The 18,661-nt window shown below is 71.3% G+C and carries 15 protein-coding genes and 12 tRNA genes; 23 read left to right on the top strand and 4 right to left on the bottom strand.

The window, feature by feature from the left end:
• Positions 1–41: 41 nt before the first annotated feature.
• Together AB0J72_RS26455 and AB0J72_RS26460 are read left to right on the top strand one after the other, a co-directional pair.
• Positions 42–956 carry an MHYT domain-containing protein gene (locus AB0J72_RS26455; RefSeq protein ID WP_363403086.1) on the top strand — a complete coding sequence of 305 codons (915 nt, stop codon included), beginning with the start codon at positions 42–44 and terminating at the stop codon, positions 954–956.
• A gap of 981 nt (positions 957–1,937) precedes the next feature.
• Complete coding sequence (locus AB0J72_RS26460; RefSeq protein WP_363403088.1) at positions 1,938–4,418, top strand: glycogen/starch/alpha-glucan phosphorylase; 2,481 nt, start codon at positions 1,938–1,940, stop codon at positions 4,416–4,418.
• Between the two features lie 7 nt (positions 4,419–4,425).
• Here the strand turns inward: AB0J72_RS26460 and AB0J72_RS26465 are convergent, their stop codons facing one another.
• On the bottom strand, positions 4,426–5,334 hold the full coding sequence (locus AB0J72_RS26465; RefSeq protein WP_363403090.1) for a 5'-3' exonuclease: 909 nt from the start codon (positions 5,332–5,334) through the stop codon (positions 4,426–4,428).
• A 9-nt stretch (positions 5,335–5,343) separates the two neighbouring features.
• The gene (locus AB0J72_RS26470; protein ID WP_363403092.1) at positions 5,344–6,294 is read right to left on the bottom strand and encodes a sensor histidine kinase; all 951 of its coding nucleotides are present in this window, start codon (positions 6,292–6,294) and stop codon (positions 5,344–5,346) included.
• Positions 6,295–6,450: 156 nt separating this feature from the next.
• On the opposite strand from AB0J72_RS26470, the gene AB0J72_RS26475 reads away from it, so the two are divergent.
• The 3 genes from AB0J72_RS26475 (at position 6,451) to AB0J72_RS26485 (ending at position 9,242) form a co-directional block, all read left to right on the top strand.
• Positions 6,451–7,542: a Xaa-Pro peptidase family protein gene (locus AB0J72_RS26475; protein WP_363403094.1), complete on the top strand. Its 1,092-nt coding sequence runs from the start codon at positions 6,451–6,453 to the stop codon at positions 7,540–7,542.
• Positions 7,543–7,624: 82 nt separating this feature from the next.
• Positions 7,625–8,755, top strand: a complete 1,131-nt coding sequence (locus AB0J72_RS26480; protein WP_363403096.1) for an acyl-CoA dehydrogenase family protein — start codon at positions 7,625–7,627, stop codon at positions 8,753–8,755.
• Positions 8,756–8,801: 46 nt separating this feature from the next.
• Positions 8,802–9,242, top strand: coding sequence for an Lrp/AsnC family transcriptional regulator (locus AB0J72_RS26485; protein ID WP_363403098.1), 441 nt, complete (start codon positions 8,802–8,804; stop codon positions 9,240–9,242).
• On the opposite strand, the gene AB0J72_RS26490 is transcribed toward AB0J72_RS26485, so the two are convergent.
• Complete coding sequence (locus AB0J72_RS26490; protein WP_363403100.1) at positions 9,239–9,982, bottom strand: haloacid dehalogenase-like hydrolase; 744 nt, start codon at positions 9,980–9,982, stop codon at positions 9,239–9,241. The genes AB0J72_RS26485 and AB0J72_RS26490 overlap by 4 nt on opposite strands.
• On the opposite strand from AB0J72_RS26490, the gene AB0J72_RS26495 reads away from it, so the two are divergent.
• The 18 genes from AB0J72_RS26495 (at position 9,972) to AB0J72_RS26580 (ending at position 17,775) form a co-directional block, all read left to right on the top strand.
• Positions 9,972–10,541 carry a histidine phosphatase family protein gene (locus AB0J72_RS26495; protein ID WP_363403102.1) on the top strand — a complete coding sequence of 190 codons (570 nt, stop codon included), beginning with the start codon at positions 9,972–9,974 and terminating at the stop codon, positions 10,539–10,541. The genes AB0J72_RS26490 and AB0J72_RS26495 overlap by 11 nt on opposite strands.
• Before the next feature lie 367 nt (positions 10,542–10,908).
• A tRNA-Glu gene (locus AB0J72_RS26500) sits at positions 10,909–10,982 on the top strand.
• Positions 10,983–11,115: 133 nt separating this feature from the next.
• Positions 11,116–11,188 (top strand) — tRNA-Gly (locus tag AB0J72_RS26505).
• A gap of 42 nt (positions 11,189–11,230) precedes the next feature.
• Positions 11,231–11,303, top strand: a tRNA-Gln gene (locus AB0J72_RS26510).
• Between the two features lie 30 nt (positions 11,304–11,333).
• Positions 11,334–11,406: transfer RNA gene (locus AB0J72_RS26515), tRNA-Leu, on the top strand.
• Between the two features lie 13 nt (positions 11,407–11,419).
• Positions 11,420–11,493 (top strand) — tRNA-Arg (locus tag AB0J72_RS26520).
• 11 nt (positions 11,494–11,504) lie between these two features.
• Positions 11,505–11,577: transfer RNA gene (locus AB0J72_RS26525), tRNA-Lys, on the top strand.
• A gap of 1 nt (position 11,578) precedes the next feature.
• A tRNA-Met gene (locus AB0J72_RS26530) sits at positions 11,579–11,655 on the top strand.
• Between the two features lie 21 nt (positions 11,656–11,676).
• Positions 11,677–11,752 (top strand) — tRNA-Glu (locus AB0J72_RS26535).
• A gap of 11 nt (positions 11,753–11,763) precedes the next feature.
• A tRNA-Asn gene (locus AB0J72_RS26540) sits at positions 11,764–11,836 on the top strand.
• A 14-nt stretch (positions 11,837–11,850) separates the two neighbouring features.
• Positions 11,851–11,934 (top strand) — tRNA-Tyr (locus tag AB0J72_RS26545).
• A 12-nt stretch (positions 11,935–11,946) separates the two neighbouring features.
• Positions 11,947–12,020 (top strand) — tRNA-Arg (locus AB0J72_RS26550).
• A 10-nt stretch (positions 12,021–12,030) separates the two neighbouring features.
• Positions 12,031–12,103, top strand: a tRNA-Cys gene (locus AB0J72_RS26555).
• A gap of 124 nt (positions 12,104–12,227) precedes the next feature.
• Positions 12,228–12,644 carry a YciI family protein gene (locus tag AB0J72_RS26560; RefSeq protein WP_344502206.1) on the top strand — a complete coding sequence of 139 codons (417 nt, stop codon included), beginning with the start codon at positions 12,228–12,230 and terminating at the stop codon, positions 12,642–12,644.
• A 4-nt stretch (positions 12,645–12,648) separates the two neighbouring features.
• Positions 12,649–13,860 (top strand): DUF6596 domain-containing protein, encoded by a 1,212-nt coding sequence (locus AB0J72_RS26565; RefSeq protein WP_363403105.1) that lies wholly within the window; start codon positions 12,649–12,651, stop codon positions 13,858–13,860.
• Positions 13,861–13,869: 9 nt separating this feature from the next.
• On the top strand, positions 13,870–14,277 hold the full coding sequence (locus AB0J72_RS26570) for a DUF1801 domain-containing protein (RefSeq protein WP_363403107.1): 408 nt from the start codon (positions 13,870–13,872) through the stop codon (positions 14,275–14,277).
• 85 nt (positions 14,278–14,362) lie between these two features.
• Positions 14,363–15,979 (top strand): M4 family metallopeptidase, encoded by a 1,617-nt coding sequence (locus AB0J72_RS26575; protein WP_363403109.1) that lies wholly within the window; start codon positions 14,363–14,365, stop codon positions 15,977–15,979.
• 308 nt (positions 15,980–16,287) lie between these two features.
• Entirely contained in the window at positions 16,288–17,775 is a 1,488-nt protein-coding gene (locus AB0J72_RS26580) for an LLM class flavin-dependent oxidoreductase (protein ID WP_363403111.1), read from the top strand.
• Positions 17,776–17,830: 55 nt separating this feature from the next.
• Here AB0J72_RS26580 and AB0J72_RS26585 read toward each other — a convergent pair whose 3' ends face one another.
• On the bottom strand, positions 17,831–18,658 hold the full coding sequence (locus tag AB0J72_RS26585) for a transglutaminase domain-containing protein (RefSeq protein ID WP_363403113.1): 828 nt from the start codon (positions 18,656–18,658) through the stop codon (positions 17,831–17,833).
• Between the last annotated feature and the right edge of the window lie 3 nt (positions 18,659–18,661).

The raw sequence follows: 18,661 nt of genomic DNA on the forward strand, positions 1-18,661 counted from the left end.
CTTTTCGCCGGGGGGCCAGTCCCGGCGCGGAAGGAAGCATCGTGGGAGAGCTGCATCATTTCACGTACGGGCTGATCACCCCGATCTTCGCGTACGCGATGTCGTTCCTTGGTTCCCTCCTCGGCCTGGTGAGCACCGCCAGAGCCCGGGCGGCCACCGACACCCGCCGCCGGGCGTGGCTGCTGGTGCTCGCGGCCTGGGCCATCGGCGGCACCGGCATCTGGGTCATGCACTTCATGGCGATGATCGGCTTCAGCGTCAGCGGCTCCCCGCTGCGCTACGACGTGCCGATCACCGTCGCGAGCTTCTTCATCGCCGTCATCACCGTCGGCCTCGGGCTCTTCATCGTCGGCCTCGGCAAGCCCTCCATCTGGAAGGTGCTCATCGGCGGCCCGATCACCGGCGTGTCCGTCGCCTTCATGCACTACACCGGCATGGCCGCGATGCGGATCAACGGCTCGTTCGACTACAAGAGCAACCTGTACCTGGCGTCCTACGCGATCGCGGTCGTCGCCGCCACCGTCGCCCTCTGGTTCACGATCGTGGTCCGCGGCATCCCCGCGACGATCGCCGCGGCGGCCGTCATGGGCGTCGCCGTCTGCGGCATGCACTACACCGGCATGGCGGCCATGCACGTCAACCTCACCACCGACAACCTGACCACGGTCCCCGGCGTCGACGTCAACTGGTTCCTCGCCCCGATCGTCCTCTTCGTCCTGGTCGTGGTCATCGCCCTCGCCAGCGCCGTCATGGCCGTCCCCTCGGAGCGCGAGCAGGCCGAGGCCGCCGCCGTCCGCGACAAGATCGCCGCCGGCGACGCCCTCCGCACCGCCACGGCCGGCCCCGTCTTCGGCGGCGGCTCCGCCGCAGGCCCGACGAACCCCGGCACCGGCCAGGCCTTCTCCGCCCGCGCCGCCAACGGCATCGCCGACGCCCGCCGCCAACGCGGCCGCTGACCGCTCCGCTCCCTTCCACGCTTCTTTCCGCTGCCGCTCGACGGGCCGTTCCTCACCCCGCCCGAGCGGCAGCGTCGTTTCCGTCCTTCCAGCGAGGTGGCGCGACCGCCGCCCGGTCCGTGGTCGCGGTGATGGTTCCCGGCCGCTGTCGCCTGTTTGGTGATCGAAGTCGTGTGGTGGTCGTCTGGGCGGCCAGGGCTGTCCTTCGATCATGGTGGCGGTCGGCTGTCATGGTTGCGGTGGCGTTCTCCGGCCGCCGTCCTCGCATGGTCCAGCGCCGTCGAGGGCGTCATTCGGTGCTTCTAAACCGGCGTTGGCTCTCACAACCCACCCACATCACACCGGCCGCCGGCGCCGCGCTCACCGCTGTGGTTCACAGCCAGTGCTGCCCCACTCTGAACGCCGAACTCGAGGGGGCGGTCTTGGTCGCCTGCGGGCGGTCGTGGCCGTGGTCGCCGTGATCGAAGTCGTGTGGTGGTCGTCTGGGCGGCCAGGGCTGTCCTTCGATCACGGTGAGGTCCGTGTGTGCGGTGTGGTGGTTGCTGTCCGCGTGGGGGCTCGCCGATCCATCTGGGTCACAGGTCAGGCCAGCACGGGGGGTGGGGTTCTTCCCGTCCGGCTGGGGATCGGACGCCAGGTGGCGTGGTTGCGGTCCGTGCAACGCGGCTGGCCGTGGATTTGGCCTCTGCCGTCGCGGTTTCGCTGTGGGGTGGTCGGAGTTGTGGTTGGTGTGATCGAAGTCGCGTGGTGGCTGTCAGCGTGGCCAGGGTTGTCCTTCGATCAGGGTGGCGGGTGGCTCTTGTAGCGACCGTTCGCGGCGTGGCTGCGGAGATGTTCGTCCGACGCGTGGTTCAGCGCTGGCGAGGGTGACGTGTGTGCCTGGGGTGGCTTGAAGGGTTCCGGGTGAGGGGTGGGAGGGGACGGGGAGAAAAGTTGGGGAGACGGTGGGTCGGGGATGAGCGGCTGGCGGATACTTGGCGGGTGACCGAGGCGCGGCCCCGACCCAGGCGCACTGTTGGCGACTCGCTCGAGGAGTTCGAGCGGGACCTGATCTCCAACCTGTACTACCAGCGTGGGACCACGATCGAGTCGGCGAGCGGGCCTGATGGGTACCACACGCTGGCCGTGACCGTGCGGGACAGGCTGGTGGACAGGTATGCGAGGACGGCGGCGGCGCACTACGCGGCCAATCCGCGGTTCGTGTACTACCTGTCGGCGGAGTACCTGCTGGGGCGGCAGCTCAGGCAGAACCTGCTGTACACGGACACGGAGCGGTGGGTCAGGCCGATCGCCGAGGACCTCGGGGTGTCGCCGGACGCGCTCGAGGTGTACGACGTCGAGCCCGGACTCGGCAACGGCGGGCTGGGGCGGCTGGCGGCGTGCCTGATGGACTCCATGGCGACGCTGGACATCCCGGCGGTGGGGTACGGGATCCGGTACGAGTTCGGCATCTTCAAGCAGACGTTCCGCGACGGCAAGCAGGTCGAGCGGCCCGACGACTGGACGTTCTACGGCAACCCGTGGGAGTTCTCCGCGCCCGACGACCGGCAGCTGGTCGGGTTCTACGGCTCGACCGTGGCCGACCCGAAGGACCCGGCCAACCTGCGGCGGAAGTGGACGCCGGGGGAGACGGTCAGGGGCGAGCCGAGCCACATGCTCGTGCCCGGGTACGGGACGCAGACCGTCAACATCATCCGGCTGTGGCAGGCCAGGGCCAGCCGCGAGTCGTTCGACCTGGCGAGGTTCGGGTCCGGGCAGTACGTGGAGGCCGTCGACGACATCGTGCGGGCCGAGAACATCAGCAAGGTGCTGTACCCCGACGACAGCACGGAGCCCGGGCGGGAGCTGCGGCTCAAGCAGCAGTACTTCCTGGTGGCGTGCTCGCTGAGGGACATCATCCGGCGGTACCGGCTGCGCAACAGCGGATGGGAGGGGTTCGCCGACAAGGTCGTGATCCAGCTCAACGACACGCATCCGGTGATGGCGGTGACCGAGCTGATGCGGCTGCTGGTCGACGAGCACGGGCTCAGCTGGGACGAGGCGTGGGGGATCACCCGCCGGACGTTCAACTACACGTGCCACACGCTGCTGCCGGAGGCGCTCGAGACGTGGCCGGTCCCGCTGCTGGAGCGACTCCTGCCGCGGCACATGGAGATCGTCTACGCGATCAACCACTTCTTCCTGGAGGAGGTGCGGCAGGCGTACCCGGGGGACGAGGACGTCGTGCGCCGCATGTCCATCATCCAGGAGGGCGACGAGCGGCGGGTGCGGATGGCGCACCTCGCGGTCGTCGGCAGCACCGCCGTCAACGGGGTCGCCGAGCTGCACACGAAGCTGCTGGCCGGCACGACGCTGCACGACTTCGCGCAGCTGTGGCCGGAGCGGTTCCACAACGTGACGAACGGGGTCACGCCGCGGCGGTTCCTGCGCATGGCCAACCCGGCGTTGTCGGAGCTGATCACCGAGATGCTCGGCGACGAGGGGTGGCTGACGGACCTGGAGCGGCTGCACGGGCTCGGCCCGCATGCCGACGACCCCGCGTTCCGCGCCGCGTGGCGGGACGTGAAGCGGCACAACAAGGCCGGGCTCGCCGCCGCGGTCGAGCGGTCCACGGGCGTCCTCATCGACCCCGACGCGCTGTGCGACGTGATGATCAAGCGGTTCCACGAGTACAAGCGGCAGCAGCTGAAGCTCCTGCACGTGATCACGATGATGAACCGGATCCGGGCCGACCCGCAGGCGACGTACGTGCCGCGCACGGTGCTCTTCGGCGGGAAGGCGGCGCCGGGGTACCACGCGATGAAGCTGCTCATCGAGCTGGTCAACGCGGTCGCCGAGGTGGTGAACACCGACCCGGTCGTCAGCCGGCACCTGCGGGTGGTGTTCCCGGCGGACTACAACGTGACGAAGGCGCAGTTCATCATCCCGGCCGCCGACCTGTCCGAGCAGATCTCCCTGGCCGGCAAGGAGGCGTCCGGCACCGGCAACATGAAGCTCGCCCTGAACGGCGCGCTCACCATCGGCACCCTCGACGGCGCGAACATCGAGATCCGGGACCGGGTCGGCGCGGACAACTTCTTCCTGTTCGGCATGGACACCCCGGCGGCGACGGCGCTGCGCCGGTCCGGGTACTCGCCGCGGTCGTTCTACGAGGCGGACTTCGAGCTGCGGCTCGCCGTCGACACGATCGCCTCCGGCACGTTCGCCAAGGGCGACCGCGACGTGTTCGCGCCGGTCGTCGACGCGATGCTGGGGCGCGACGAGTACATGGCGCTCGCCGACTACCGGTCCTATGTGGACTGTCAGGACACGGTCGCGGAGGCGTGGACGGATCCGGACCGCTGGACGCGGATGTCGATCCTCAACACGGCCCGGTGCGGCTTCTTCTCCTCCGACCGGACCGTCCGGGAGTACTGCGAGCAGATCTGGAAGGTGGACCCGGTCCGCGTCGCGGAGTCCTGAGCGGCAGTTAGCTCGCCAGGGCGTCGACGATGCGCTTGGTGGCGCCGGCGAGGCCCCAGCGCTCGGCGAGGGCGAGCAGCGCGTCCGGGTCGGCGGGGGCGGACGGCAGCTTGGTCTCGACGTCGCCGAGCGGGATGGTGCGGGCGACCGCCACCACGTCCCGGGCGGCGGTGAGGTACTCGCGGCCGGCGACGATCTTCGTGCGCAGCCCCGGGGCGAAGCCGGACGCCGGGTCGTCGAGCGCGGCGAGGATGCCGTCGAGGTCACCGTACCGGTCGACGAGGCGCGCGGCCGTCTTCTCGCCGACGCCCGCGACGCCCGGCAGGCCGTCGGACGGGTCGCCGCGCAGGGCGGCGAAGTCGGCGTAGCCGGCGGCGGGCACCCCGTACTTGGCGTGCAGGGCGGCGTTGTCGAGGACCTCGAGCTTCGCGACGCCGCGGCCGCAGTACAGGACGGTCACCTCGCGGGTGTCGTCGATGAGCTGGAAGAGGTCGCGGTCGCCGGTGGCCACCTCGATCGGGCCGGGCTCGCGGGTGGCGAGGGTGCCGATGACGTCGTCGGCCTCGTAGTCGTGGGCGCCGACGGCGGTGATGCCGAGCGCCGCCAGGAACTCCAGGATGATCGGCACCTGCACCGACAGGGCGTCGGGGACCTCCTCGCCGCCGGCGGGGGTGAGCCGGTGCGCCTTGTAGGACGGCAGCAGCGCCACCCGCCACGCCGGCCGCCAACTCTCGTCGAGGGCGCAGACGAGCCGGTCCGGCTGCCGGCCGCGGACCAGGGTCGAGAGCATGTCCAGGAAGCCGCGGACGGCGTTGACCGGGGTGCCGTCGGGGGCGACGGCCGCCTTCTCGGGCACGCCGAAGAACGCGCGGAAGTAGAGGCTGGCGGAGTCGACGAGCAGCAGAGGTCGGGCCACGGGGCCAGCCTAGCGAAGCACGTGCACCCGGGTGGTGGTGCCGGTCTGGCTGGTGTGTCGCTGGACCAGGTCGACCAGGAAGTGGACCATGACGAGGCCGCGCCCGCCGCGGCCGCCGGTGGGGCGCAGCCGGCCGGCCATCACGTCGGTGAGGTGGCCGAAGTCGCGGACCTCGCAGACCACCCGCTCCTCGTCGCGCCAGGTGCGCAGGGTGCCGGAGCCGCCGGCGTGCATGATGCTGTTGGTGGCGAGCTCGTTGACCGCGCTCTGCAGGTCGCCGATGCGGTCCGGCGGCAGCTCCGCGTCCAGGCCGACCTCGGCGACGGCGCGGCGGACCTTGACCAGCCCGCCGACCTCGAAGCGCAGCGTCGTGGCGCCGAACGGGGGCTCCGACAGCGGCACGTTGTAGACCTCGGTGATGCCGTAGGGGTCGTACGCGTCGCTGGCGGACCTGCCGCCGTCCTCGATCATCGTCGGGTGCGTCGCGTAGGCGTCCTTGACCATGTGCGGGTCGAGGCGGCTGGTGTCGTAGGGGCAGAGGATCGACGCCTCGCGGCCCTGGAACGCCACGTTGATCATCGCCTCGTGCTGGACGCAGGCCGGGTACTCGTCCTCGGAGCGGCCGGGCCAGACCGGCTCGCCGATCACGCGGACCCGCTTGCCCGGGTGCTCGTCCATGAACTTCGACAGCACCCACGGGATGATCCGGCCCGGGTTGCGGCCCGCCTCCCGCATGTCGGTGAACGCGACGACCTCGGCGAACGCGCCGAGCCGCTCACGGATCAGCTGGATGTTGGCCGGCGGTGCGGCGACGGCGACCGGCTCGCCGAGGGAGACGCCCTCGTAGATGAAGTTCATCGTGCCGTCGAGGTACGTGGCGGCATCGCGGTACAGCAACGCATCATGGACGAACGGCTCGTTACGCCGGTCGCCAGCGATGGCGGCGTTGCGTGCGCTCATGCGATGCGCTGCTCGTCTCGATCGGGAAACAGTGCGATCTCAGACTTACTCAGGCTCCGATTGCAGACTACGCCATGGGTCCCCGGCCGACACCTATCCGTAGGTGTCGACTCCGGGTGGTCGCCCGAAAACCAAACGAACGTTAAGCTTGCACACGTGTCTCAGAAGGAACAGCGACTCCGTGCCGCGCAGGCCGCCGCCACCGCGGCCGGCCTCGACGCGCTCCTCATCCCACCAAGCGCTGACCTGCAGTATCTCACAGGTTACGACGCGCACGCGCTGGAGCGGCTCACCCTGCTCGTGCTGCCCGCCGACGGCGAGCCGACCCTGATCGTGCCCCGCCTGGAGCGCCCGGCCGCCGAGGCAGCCGACCCTCACGGTGTACGGATCGTCGACCACGTGGACGGTTCGGACCCATACGAACTGGTGAGCGCCGCCATCGGCAAGGCCGACGCGGTGGGGCTCGGCAACCGGATGTGGGCCGAGCAGGTCCTCGCCCTGCGCGCCGCGCTGCCGTCGGCCGAGCAGCGCCTTGCCGGCGCCGTCCTGGCCGCCCTGCGGGTGCGCAAGTCGCCCGGCGAGGTCGAGGCGCTGCGCCGGGCCGGGCAGGCGATCGACGCCGTCCACACCCAGATGGGGCAGTGGCTGCGGGCCGGCCGCACCGAGAACGAGGTCGCCGCCGACATCGCCGCCGCGATCCGCGCCGCCGGGCACGCGACCGTCGAGTTCACGATCGTCGCCGCCGGACCCAACGGCGCCAGCCCGCACCACGGCACCTCCGACCGGGTGATCGCCGCGGGTGAGCCCGTCGTCGTCGACATCGGCGGCCGCATGCCCGACGGCTACTGCTCCGACTCGACCCGCACGTACTGCATCGGCGAGCCGCCCGCCGAGTTCGCCGAGTACTACCAGGTGCTGTTCGAGGCGCAGCGCGCCGCGGTCGCCGCCGTGCGGCCCGGGGTCACCGCCGAGTCCGTGGACGCCGTCGCCCGCGACATCATCGCCGCCGCCGGCTACGGTGCGGCGTTTCTGCACCGCACCGGCCACGGCATCGGCCTGGACGGGCACGAGGAGCCCTACATCGTGGCCGGCAACGACACCCCGCTCGAAGAGGGCATGGCGTTCTCGATCGAGCCCGGGATCTACCTCTCCGGCCACCACGGCGCCCGCATCGAGGACATCGTCGTGTGTACGAGCAGCGGCGTCGACCGGCTCAACACGATCCCGACCGAGCTGGTGATCCTGTGAGCGGCCAGCGGAGCGGCTCGGGCCGCGAACCAGCAGCGCAGGTCGGGTCGCGGCGGCGCCGGAGCGAAGCGGAGGTGACGCTGTGACCGTCCGGGTGGAGCGTTTCCTGCCGACCGAGGAGGCCGAGGATCTGATCGGCCTCGTGCGGGAGATCGCCGACGGGGAGCTGGCGCCGCGCGTCGACGACTTCGAGGCCCGCGGCCAGTTCCCCCGCGAGCTGTTCCGCCTGCTCGGCCGGGCCGGGCTGCTCGGGCTGCCGTTCGACGCCGAGCACGGTGGCGGCGGCCAGCCCTACGAGGTGTACCTGCAGGTCCTCGAGGAGATCGCGGCCCGCTGGCTGGCGGTCGCCGAGGGCGTCTCCGTGCACAGCCTCGCCTGCTACCCGACCGCCGCGTACGGCACCGAGACGCAGCGCAAACGGCACCTGCCCGACATGCTCGGCGGTGAGCTGCTCGGCGCCTACTGCCTGTCGGAGCCGCAGAGCGGATCCGACGCGGCGTCGCTCACCACCAGGGCCGAGCCCGACGGCGACGGGTACACGATCAACGGCACGAAGGCCTGGATCACCCACGGCGGCAAGGCCGACTTCTACGACGTCTTCTGCCGCACCCCCGAGGGCATCTCCTGCCTGCTGCTCGACGCCGGCACCCCCGGGCTGCTGCCGCAGGCACCCGAGCGGACCATGGGCCTGCGCTCCTCCACGGTCGCGCAGATCGTGCTCGACGGCGCGCACGTGCCCGCCGACCGGCTCCTCGGCGAGGCCGGCGGCGGGTTCAAGATCGCGCTGAGCGCCCTGGACGGCGGCCGGCTCGGCATCGCCGCCTGCGCCGTCGGCCTCGCCCAGGCCGCCCTCGACTACGCGGTCACCTACGCCAAGGACCGCGCGCAGTTCGGCCGCCCGATCATGGAGTTCCAGGGCGTCGGGTTCATGCTCGCCGACATGGCCACCCAGATCTCCGCGGCGCGGGCGCTGTACCTGTCGGCGGCGAGACTGCGCGACGCCGGCCGCCCGCACAGCGCGGAGGCCGCGATGGCGAAGCTGTTCTGCACGGACACTGCGATGCGCGTCACCACCGACGCCGTCCAGGTGCTCGGCGGGGCCGGCTACGTGCAGGACCACCCCGTCGAGCGGTACATGCGGGAGGCCAAGGTGCTGCAGATATTCGAGGGGACCAACCAGATCCAACGCCTCGTCATCGCCCGGTCGCTCTGAGAATCGTGCCTGCGCGCCGGGGCGGGCACCAGTTAGGGTTCGTGCCGTGGAAGAGACCGATCGCGCGATCGTGGCGGCCCTGGCCGTCGACGGCCGCCTGTCCTACACCGACCTCGCCGAGAAGGTGGGGCTGTCGGTGTCGGCGGTGCACCAGCGGGTGCGCCGCCTGGAGCAGCGCGGCGTCATCAAGGGCTACACGGCACGGCTCGACCACGACGCGATCGGGCTGCCGCTGACGGCGTTCGTCGCGATCCGCCCCATCGACCCGTCGCAGCCCGACGACGCCCCCGACCGGCTGGCGAAGCTGCCGGAGATCGAGTCGTGCTACTCCGTCGCCGGCGAGGACTTCTACATGCTGCTCGTCCGGGTCGAGAGCCCGCTCGCGCTGGAGCGCCTGCTGCAGGAGATCCGCACCGCCGCCAACGTCATCACCCGCACGACGGTCGTGCTGTCCACGCCGTACGAGAACCGGTCGCCGAAGATCTAGCGGCCGGTGCGGGCCCGGCTGATCGCGTCCCCGACCCCGCCGGTGTCGGACAGGTCGGGCAGGACCACGTGCGCGCCCGCCGCCGTCAGTTCCTCGACCGTGTAGCGGCCCGTCGCCACCGCCACCACGCCCGCGCCCGTGGCGAGGGCCGCCTCGACGTCCAGGGGCGTGTCGCCGACGAGGACCGTCCGCAGGCCGTCGAAGGAGCACTCGTACCGGTCCCGCGCCGCCGCCCTGGCGATGCCGACGAGGTTGGCCCTGACGGTGTGGCTCCAGCCGTACGCGCCCGCGTCCAGATCCAGGTGCTCCACCAGGCCGAACGGGCCGAGCTTCACCTCCGCGATCCGCCGCAGGTTGCCGGTCAGCACCGACTGCACCCCGCTCGCCGACATGACGGCGGCCAGGGCGCCCGGCAGCGCCCGGCCCCGCACCGGCAGGAGATGCGCCAGCTCGTCGAACGCCGTCTCCGCCGCGACCCGCAGCCCCTCCAGGTGCTCCTCGGACGTCGGCGCGCCGTTGAGCCGCAGCACGTCGTGCGCGATCGCCCGGTCGGTGCGTCCCGCCATCGGCGGCTGCGCGGTCACCGGACGCCCGTACCGGCGAAAAAACGCCAGATCGTAGGCCTCACGACCGAGTCCATCGACGTCGACGAGTGTATGGTCAACATCCCAGAGCACCAGAACCTCGTCCACGAGACGCACTGTAGCGAAGCGAGGCAGAATGAGGCGGATGGGCGACATCGTCGTGGTGCGGCACGGACAGACCGAGTGGAGCGCCGCCGGGCGCCACACCTCGAGGACCGATCTCGACCTCACCCCGGCGGGTGAGCGGCAGGGCCGGGCACTCAGCCGGGCGTTCATGACGGCGGGCTTCGTCGCCGTCGTCAGCAGCCCCCGCCGCCGCGCGCTGCGCACGGCGGAGCTCGCCGGCCTCACGGTCACCGAGGTCGACGCCGACGTCGCCGAGTGGGACTACGGCACGTACGAGGGGCTGACCACCGCCGAGATCCGGGCCGAGCGGCCGGACTGGGACCTGTGGACCGGCGGCTGCCCCGGCGGCGAGACCCCGGAGCAGGTCACGATCCGGATCGACCGGTTCCTGGCGCGGGTCCGCCCGATGCTCGTCGTCGGTGACGTCGCCGTCGTCAGCCACGGCCACGCCTCGCGCGCCCTGGCGTCGCGGTGGATCGGCGAGTCCGTCGCGTTCGGCGCGCGCCTCAGCCTCGACACCGCGACCGTTTCGACCCTCGGCCACGAGCACGACGTGCCGTCGATCCGCACCTGGAACGCGACCATTTGAAAGACCGCCGATAAATAGGGTTGTCGCCGTCGGCGGCGCGCCCTATCGTATTCATCAACACCGGATGAAACACGAAGAGACAGGAGATGGGCCATGAAGCGGCTCCCCAGTGACGCGACGCGACGGCAGCTGCCGCGCGGTTGCGGGGAAGCCGTGTTCGGAGGCAATCTCCGCGGTTATCTCTGTGAGCGACTTCAGCAGCACCAGGGCAGGTGGAGCGGCTAGCATCCCGCTGGCACAGCACCCCGCCGCCCTTCCCGCACCCGGGACCGGGCGGTTTTTCTTTTGCCCGCTCGCCGGCCGATGAATGCCGTTCTTTGACAACTCGACAGTGGATGACGCACGTCTATATGAATGTGCGAAATAGCGCCCGTGAGGCTGAGGAAGGTAGACCACTGGACTCTCAATCCGGAAGACCGGGTTCAACCCCCGGACGGGCGACGCAGCTCTGGTGAACTCGGCGGACACGCCGCTCTTCCACAGCGGAGAAACGGGGTCGGTGCCCGTGAGCTGTTCTGGGTGCCCGGGGATGGGAACGCGAGGGGGACGCTCGCCTCCCGGGGCACCAGCACGTGCGGTTGTAGCTCAGTGGTCAGAGCGTCGCCTTGCCATGGCGAAGGTCCCGGGTTCAAGTCCCGGTTGCCGCTCCGTTGTTCCCCGGCCGGCGGGCCATCACCCCGCCGGCCCCTTGCAGGCTGGTGTAACCCGGCAACACATCCGGCTCTGAACCGGACATTGGGGGTTCGAATCCTCCGCCTGCAGCGCACGCCCCGGGGTTGTCCGGGGCGCCACGCCCTCGTGGTCCAAAGGTAGAGGCACGGCGTTGAGGTCGTCGTAGGTGCGCGTTCGAATCGCGCCGAGGGCACTTGGAAAGTCAGGTCTTCGTAGCTCAGGGGAGTAGAGCGCCAGGTTGCGGACCTGGGGGTCGCTGGTTCGAATCCAGCCGAGGACACGCAGTACAGCGCGCCGCTAGCTCAATGGGTAGAGCGGCTGGCTCTTAACCAGCAAGTTCGGGGTTCGAGTCCCTGGCGGCGCACTGCGGGGTGGAGGAGCTCGGTCGTCCTCGCCGGTCTCATAAGCCGGAGCATCGTGGGTTCGAATCCCACCCCCGCATCTCATGTACGAGGCACGGCACGGCGCGGTGGACGAATTGGGAGAGTCGCCCGGCTTTCACCCGGGACACTGTGCGGGTTCGAGGCCCGTCCGCGCTACGTCAGTCCGGTCCGGCGTCGCCCAATCGGCAGGGCAAACGGCTGTTAACCGTTCAGGTCCCGGTTCGAGTCCGGGCGCCGGAGCAAGACCAGATCATGCGGGTGCGCCGACGTTGGAGAGTCGGGCTTGGCTGTAACCCAGGTGCCACCGTGCTCAGGGGGTTCGAATCCCTCCACCCGCACGCAGTACACACGCCTTCGTAGCTCAGTGGAGCAGAGCGCCAGGTTCCGAACCTGAAGGTCGCTGGTTCGAGTCCAGCCGAGGGCACGCAGATCACGACCGTATGCCCGAGTCAGGTCAGGGGGCCGCCTGCAAAGCGGTGTACGCCGGTTCGAATCCGGCTTCGGTCTCGAGGGGCGTCATCCACTGTGCGAGTGCGAAGATCGTTGCGCCGCGCATGTCGAAACCGCCGGGGTGGCTCCGTTCCCATGGTGACCGCCGCCGGACGGCGCGGCGCGACGTGAGGAGCCCGGGATGGCGAAGTACCTGCTGATCGTGGACTACAACGGCGGCGACGTGGACACGCCGATGGACGAGTGGACGCCGCAGGACATCGCGGCGCACATGGACTACTACGGGGCGCTGCGGCAGGAGCTGCTCGACAGCGGTGAGCTCGTCGACCAGCAGGCGCTGACCGGGCCGGAGCACGCGAAGGTGGTCACGTCCGACGGGGTCGCCGCGCCGGTCGTCACCGACGGGCCGTTCGCCGAGTCGAAGGAGCTGCTCGCCGGGTATCAGCTGGTCGACGTCGACTCGGAGGCCCGGGCGATCGAGATCGCCGCGAAGATCTCCTGCGTGCCGGGGCCGGGCGGGGTGCCGCAGCGGCAGCCGATCACGGTCCGCAGGGTGATGGACGCGGCCGACTTCGAGCTGCTGACGTCCGAGGTCTGAGCCGGTGAAGGACTCCGTCGAGGACCTGCTGCGCGAGCTGGCGCCGCAGGTCCTCGGCGCGCTCGCCCGCCGGTTCGGCGACTTCTGCGCCGCGGAGGACGCCACCCAGGAGGCGCTGCTCGCCGCCGCCACGCACTGGGAGGAGATCCCCGACAACCCCCGGGGCTGGCTGATCCGGACCGGTTCGCGGAAGCTGCTCGACCAGCTGCGCGCCGACCAGGCCAGACGGCGGCGGGAGGCGCTCGCCGTCGAGCCGCCGCCGGTGGTGTACGAGCGGGACGACACCCTGACCGTGCTGTTCCTGTGCTGCCATCCGGCGCTCACCGAGGCGTCGGCGATCGCGCTGACGCTGCGGGCCGTCGGCGGGCTGACCACGGGTGAGATCGCCCGGGCGTTCCTGGTGCCGGAGGCGACCATGGGCCAGCGGATCAGCCGCGCGAAGCAGAAGGTCGCCTCCCTCGACGCGCCGTTCCGGATGCCGGAGCGGCCGGAGTGGGCGTCCCGGCTCCGGTCGGTGCTGCACGTGCTCTATCTGATCTTCAACGAGGGGTACGCCGGCGGGGGCGGCGACCTCGTCCGCGTCGACCTGTCCGCCGAGGCGATCCGGCTCGCCCGGATGCTGCGCGCGCTGCTGCCCGACGACGGTGAGGTCGCGGGGCTGCTGGCGCTGATGCTGCTCACCGACGCCCGGCGGCCCGCCCGCGTCGACGCCGCCGGTGACCTGGTGCCGCTCGCCGAGCAGGACCGGCGGCGGTGGCTGCGGCCGCTGATCGTGGAGGGCACCGCCGTGCTCGACGCGGCGTTCAGCGCGGGCGCGGTCGGACCGTTTCAGCTGCAGGCCGCGATCGCCGCCCTGCACGACCGGGCGGCGAGCACGCAGGACACCGACTGGCCGCAGATCCTCGCCCTGTACGGGCTGCTGGAGCGCATGACCGCGAACCCGGTCGTCGCGCTGAACCGGGCGGTCGCGGCCGCGATGGTGGACGGCCCGGCGGAGGGGCTGCGGCTGCTGGCGGCCCTGGACGGGCGCCTGCCGGGCAGCCACCGGCTCGACGCGGTCCGCGGCCACCTGCACGAGCTGGCCGGCGACGCCGCGGCGGCGGCCGGGCACTACCGGGCGGCGGCGTCGGCCACGGCGAGCCTCCCGGAGCGGCGGTACCTGACGATGCGCGCCGCGCGGCTCAACGCCGGCGAAAATGTCGTACCCGGGTCGTAGCGTGTGCGCATGGCAGACGCGAACCAGACGGTGGCGGGCGACGGTGATGTCGGCGAGTTCCTCGAGGGTGTGGCCGACGAGCGGCGGCGCGGGGAGGCGCGAGGGCTCGTCGCGCTGATGGCCGAGGTCACCGGCGAGCCGGCGGTCCTGTGGGGCAAGGCGATCGTCGGCTTCGGGTCACGGCACTACCGCTACGAGTCGGGGCGGGAGGGCGACATCGCGGCGGTGAGCTTCTCGCCGCGCAAGGCGCAGACGGTGCTGTATCTGACCGGCGGGGTGGACGCGTATCAGGACCTGCTGGACCGGCTCGGGCCGCACACGACCGGCAAGGGCTGCCTCTATATCAAGCGTGTCGATGCCGTCGACGACGCCGTCTTACGCGAGATCGTGGGTCGTTCGTTCCACATGACCTTGTGACTAGGGGTTCACGAGACATTCATACCCTGATATACGTCGATGCGTGACGTCACCCGTCACGGATGGACCCACTCAGGGAGGGCCAGTGAGAAGAAGCTTCGCGGCGCTGATCGGCGCCGTGCTTGTCGTGCCCGCGACGGCCACAGCCGCGTTCGCGGGACCCGTCGGCTCCGGCGGACCGGCCGTCGAGGTGTCCGGCGGCTCGGCCGGCTCGGCCACCGTCGACCGGGCGCTGCGGCTGCACGGTGCAGACGCGAAGGTCGCGTCCGGTGACGCGTTCAAGGTCTACCGCACCGAGGTGGATGCCGGCGGCGCCGCCCACGTGCGCTACACCCGCACGTATCACGGGCTGCGCGTCTACGGCGGCGACGTCGTCGTGCACACCGACGCCAAGGGCGCCTACGCGGGCACCTCCAACAGCCTCGACGCGCCGCTGCGGCTCTCCGTCACCCCGTCCGTCGCGGCGGTCGCCGCGCAGCGCACCGCCAAGACCGCGTTCGCCGGCAGCGTGACCGCCACCCGCGCGCCGCAGCTCATGGTCGACGCCTCCAGCGGCACCGGGCGACTCGCGTGGGAGAGCGTCGTGGAGGGCTGGGCGCCGGACGGGCAGACCCCGTCCGTGCTGCACGTCGTCACCGACGCGACCAGCAACGAGGTCCTCGGCACGTGGGACGAGATCGAGACCGTCGCCGGGACCGGCAGGACCATCTACTCCGGCAACGTCAGCATCGACACCACGCTGAGCGGCAGCACGTACCGGATGAGCGACCCCTCGCACGGCAACAACACCGCCTGCGACATGAACAACACCACCTCCGGCACGTGCACCGTCTTCACCGACGCCGACAACACGTGGGGCACCAACGCCAACAGCAACCGGCAGTCCGCCGGCGCGGACGCCTACTTCGGCGCCGCGAAGACGTTCGACTACTTCAAGAACGTGCACGGCCGCAACGGCATCTTCGGTAACGGCGCCGGCGTGCCGTCGCGGGTGCACTACGGCAACGCGTATGTCAACGCGTTCTGGAACGGCTCGCAGATGACCTACGGCGACGGCTCCGGCAACGCGCGGCCGCTGGTCTCCCTCGACGTCGCCGGCCACGAGATGAGCCACGGCGTCACCGCCAACATCGTCTCCGGCGGCCTCACCTACTCCGGCGAGTCCGGCGGTCTCAACGAGGCCACCAGCGACATCTTCGGCTCGATGGTCGAGTTCTACGCCAACACCGCCAGCGACCCGGGCGACTACCAGATCGGCGAGAAGATCAACATCCGGGGCAACGGGACGCCGCTGCGGTACATGTACAACCCGTCGCTGGACGGCTCGTCGCACAGCTGCTGGTCCACCAGCACCAAGAACGTCGACGTGCACTACTCGTCGGGCCCGGCGAACCACTTCTTCTTCAACCTCGCCAACGGCACCGGCAGCACCGCCTACGGCACCTCCCCGGTCTGCGGCTCCGCCCCCGCCGTCACCGGCATCGGCCGGTCGAAGGCCGAGCTGATCTGGTTCCGCGCCGTGAACCTGTACTTCACGTCCAACACCTCCTACGTCAACACCGCCAACCCGGGCAACACGGCCCGCGCCTACTCGCTGCGCGCGGCCGCCGACCTGTACGGCAACTGCTCCACCGAGTACAAGGCGGTCAAGGCCGCCTGGACCGCGGTCAACGTCGCCGGCAACGACGCCGCCTGCCCGTAGCAGGCGCCGTTTCGGGGTCCGACTCCGTAGCAGGCAAGGTCCGGTCATGCGGATGGCCGGGCCTTGCCCTGTCTCGGGGCTCACGCCTGTCGATGACTCCCGTGCGCCGGCGGTCTACCGCCGTTCCCGGTTCGTGCCGCCGGCGCCGGTCCGGGTGGGGGGCATGACGGTGGATCGCTTGCGAGGCGCCGCCGGAGCCGGTTGGCGACGCTCTGCGATCTGCCTGTAAAAGGGTGAGACCGGGGCCGGTCGGGTGCGTCCGGTCACACGAAGCGACCGCCTAATCGTCTGTGTGGCAGAATATCTGCATGACCGACTATGGGCACGAGCTGCGCTTCGGGACGTTCCTGCCGGCCGAGGCGGAGACCGCCACGGAGACGCTCCGGCTCGCCCGGCTGACGGAGGAGCTCGGCCTCGACCTGACCAGTGTGCAGGACCATCCGTACCAGGCGCGGTTCCTGGACGCGTGGACGCTGCTGTCCGTCGTCGCGGCGCAGACCAGCACGCTCACCGTCTTCCCCAACGTCGCCAACCTGCCGCTGCGCCCGCCGGCCGTCCTCGCCCGGTCCGCCGCCAGCCTCGACGTCCTCACCGGCGGCCGGGTCGAGCTCGGCCTCGGCGCCGGCGCCTTCTGGGACGCGATCGCCGGCATGGGCGGTGAGGTGCTGACCCCCGGCGCGTCGCTCGAAGCCCTCGAAGAGGCCGTCGGCGTCATCCGGGCGCTGTGGAGCACTGAGCGCAGCGCCCGCGTCGACGGCACCCACTACCGGCTGCGCGGTGCCCACCCCGGCCCGCCGGCCGCCCACCCGATCGGCATCTGGATCGGCGGCGTCAAGCCACGCATGCTGCGCCTCGTCGGCCGGCTCGCCGACGGGTGGCTGCCGAGCGCCCCGTACGTGCCGCCGCCGCAGCTGGCCGAGGCGAACCGGCGCATCGACGACGCCGCCACCGCCGCCGGCCGCTCCCCGGGCGACATCCGCCGCCTGTACAACGTGGCCCCCGGTCAGGCGCCCCTCGCCGGGCACCCGAGGACGTGGGCGTCACAGCTGGCCGACCTGGCGCTGGGGGAGGGGATGAGCACCTTCGTCCTGATGGTGCAGGCGGGCGGGGACGGTGTGCTCCGGACGTTCGCCGAGGACGTGGTGCCGGAGACCCGCCGCCTCGTCGCCGCGGCCCGCGGCGCCACCGAAGCGCCCGCACCGGCCGCCGCGCCGGAGGTGGTGTCCGTGGCGGCAGGCGACGTGCCGGGGGCGGTCGCGTTGTGGGACGAGTCGCAGCGGCCGGCCGGGCCCGTGCCCGGGACGCCGCTCACCGCCGCGCAGCGGGCGTCCGGGCAGCACCTGGTCGACGTGCACGACCACCTCCGCCAGGAGCTGGAGCAGCTGCGGGACCTGGTCGAGCAGGTCGCCGCGGGCGGCATGGACGTCGGCCGGGCCCGGTCGATGATCAACACGATGACGATGCGGCAGAACGCCTGGACCCTCGGCACGTACTGCGAGAGCTACTGCCGGGTCGTCACCACCCACCACACCATCGAGGACGTGAACCTCTTCCCGCGCCTGCGCGCCGCCGACCCGCGCCTCGTCCCGGTCGTCGACCGGCTGGAGGCCGAGCACCACGTGATCGCCGACGTGCTCGAACGGGTCGACGCCGCCCTCGTCGCCATGGTGTCGCGGCCCGACGGCATCGCCGACGTCCGCAAGGCCGTCGACCTGCTCGGCGACACGCTGCTGTCGCACCTCGCCTACGAGGAGCGCGAGCTGGTCGACCCGATCGGCCGCCTCGGCCTCTTCTGACGCCTCTTCCGACGCATCTTCTGACACCGCCCGCGGGAGGCCGGCCCGCGGGACGTCAGAGGTCGACCCAGGCGTCCAGGCCGCTCGGCGAGACGCAGTGGACGCGGCCGCCCGGGTGCAGGGCGGGGTCGGCGGCGTACCGGTCGGCGAGTTCCCGCTCCGCCTCCACGGCGCCCGCGTCGGCGGCGACCAGCCGCTCGGCGACCCAGTCGGCGAGGTCCTCGTCGACCTCGCCCCACTCGTCCCACAGCAGCAGCTCGTCGCGCTGGCGGTGGGCGAGCTCGTGGCGGACCTGGTCGAGCAGGAAGCGGTGGCCGCGGTACGGGCCGACCGGATCCGCGCCGAAGTTGTCGGCGTCGATCTCCTCGCGGCGGTGCGCGGCCCACGCCTCGGCCGCGGTGATGAACTCCCGCACGTCGAACGTGTCGACGTCGGTCGTGGCGGGGTCGAGCTGGGCGTCGACGCGGACCCAGCGTTCGCCGTTCCAGTACTCGGCGACCACGTGGTCGTAGTGGAACGCGTCGCCGAAGTAGCCGGCGAAACCGATCCGGCTGCGGGCGGCTACTCCGCGGTGGCGCAGCGCGGCGACGGTGAGCAGGGTGAAGTCGCGGGCGCAGCCGACGACGCGGGTCTTCGGCTCGCGGGGCGCGCCGAGCGGGCGGGTGTGCCGGGACCGGTCCGCGGCGAGCATCCGCGACACCCACCGCGAGTCGACCTCGGCAAGTCGTTCGCCTCTGAACGACAGCCCCTGCGCGAAGTAGTGCACGACGACGTTGCGCACGACGCTGACCAGGCCGGGAATGTCCGTCGGCAGATGGTTGAGCAGCGCGGCGTACGGACCCGGGTCACTGAAGGCGGACTGCGACCGGTACCGATCGACCATGCG

The organism is Dactylosporangium sp. NPDC049742 (assembly GCF_040674675.1).
In the GTDB taxonomy this organism is placed as follows: domain Bacteria; phylum Actinomycetota; class Actinomycetes; order Mycobacteriales; family Micromonosporaceae; genus Dactylosporangium; species Dactylosporangium maewongense.

What these genes read in the sequence shown, in the direction of transcription:
- AB0J72_RS26585 (WP_363403113.1), bottom strand. Translation starts at nt 18,658, where the DNA reads ATGGTCGATCGGTACCGGTCGCAGTCCGCCTTCAGTGACCCGGGTCCG.
- AB0J72_RS26490 (WP_363403100.1), bottom strand. Translation starts at nt 9,982, where the DNA reads ATGTCGCCCATCCGCCTCATTCTGCCTCGCTTCGCTACAGTGCGTCTC.
- AB0J72_RS26470 (WP_363403092.1), bottom strand. Translation starts at nt 6,294, where the DNA reads ATGAGCGCACGCAACGCCGCCATCGCTGGCGACCGGCGTAACGAGCCG.
- AB0J72_RS26495 (WP_363403102.1), top strand. Translation starts at nt 9,972, where the DNA reads ATGGGCGACATCGTCGTGGTGCGGCACGGACAGACCGAGTGGAGCGCC.
- AB0J72_RS26580 (WP_363403111.1), top strand. Translation starts at nt 16,288, where the DNA reads ATGACCGACTATGGGCACGAGCTGCGCTTCGGGACGTTCCTGCCGGCC.
- AB0J72_RS26570 (WP_363403107.1), top strand. Translation starts at nt 13,870, where the DNA reads ATGGCAGACGCGAACCAGACGGTGGCGGGCGACGGTGATGTCGGCGAG.
- AB0J72_RS26560 (WP_344502206.1), top strand. Translation starts at nt 12,228, where the DNA reads ATGGCGAAGTACCTGCTGATCGTGGACTACAACGGCGGCGACGTGGAC.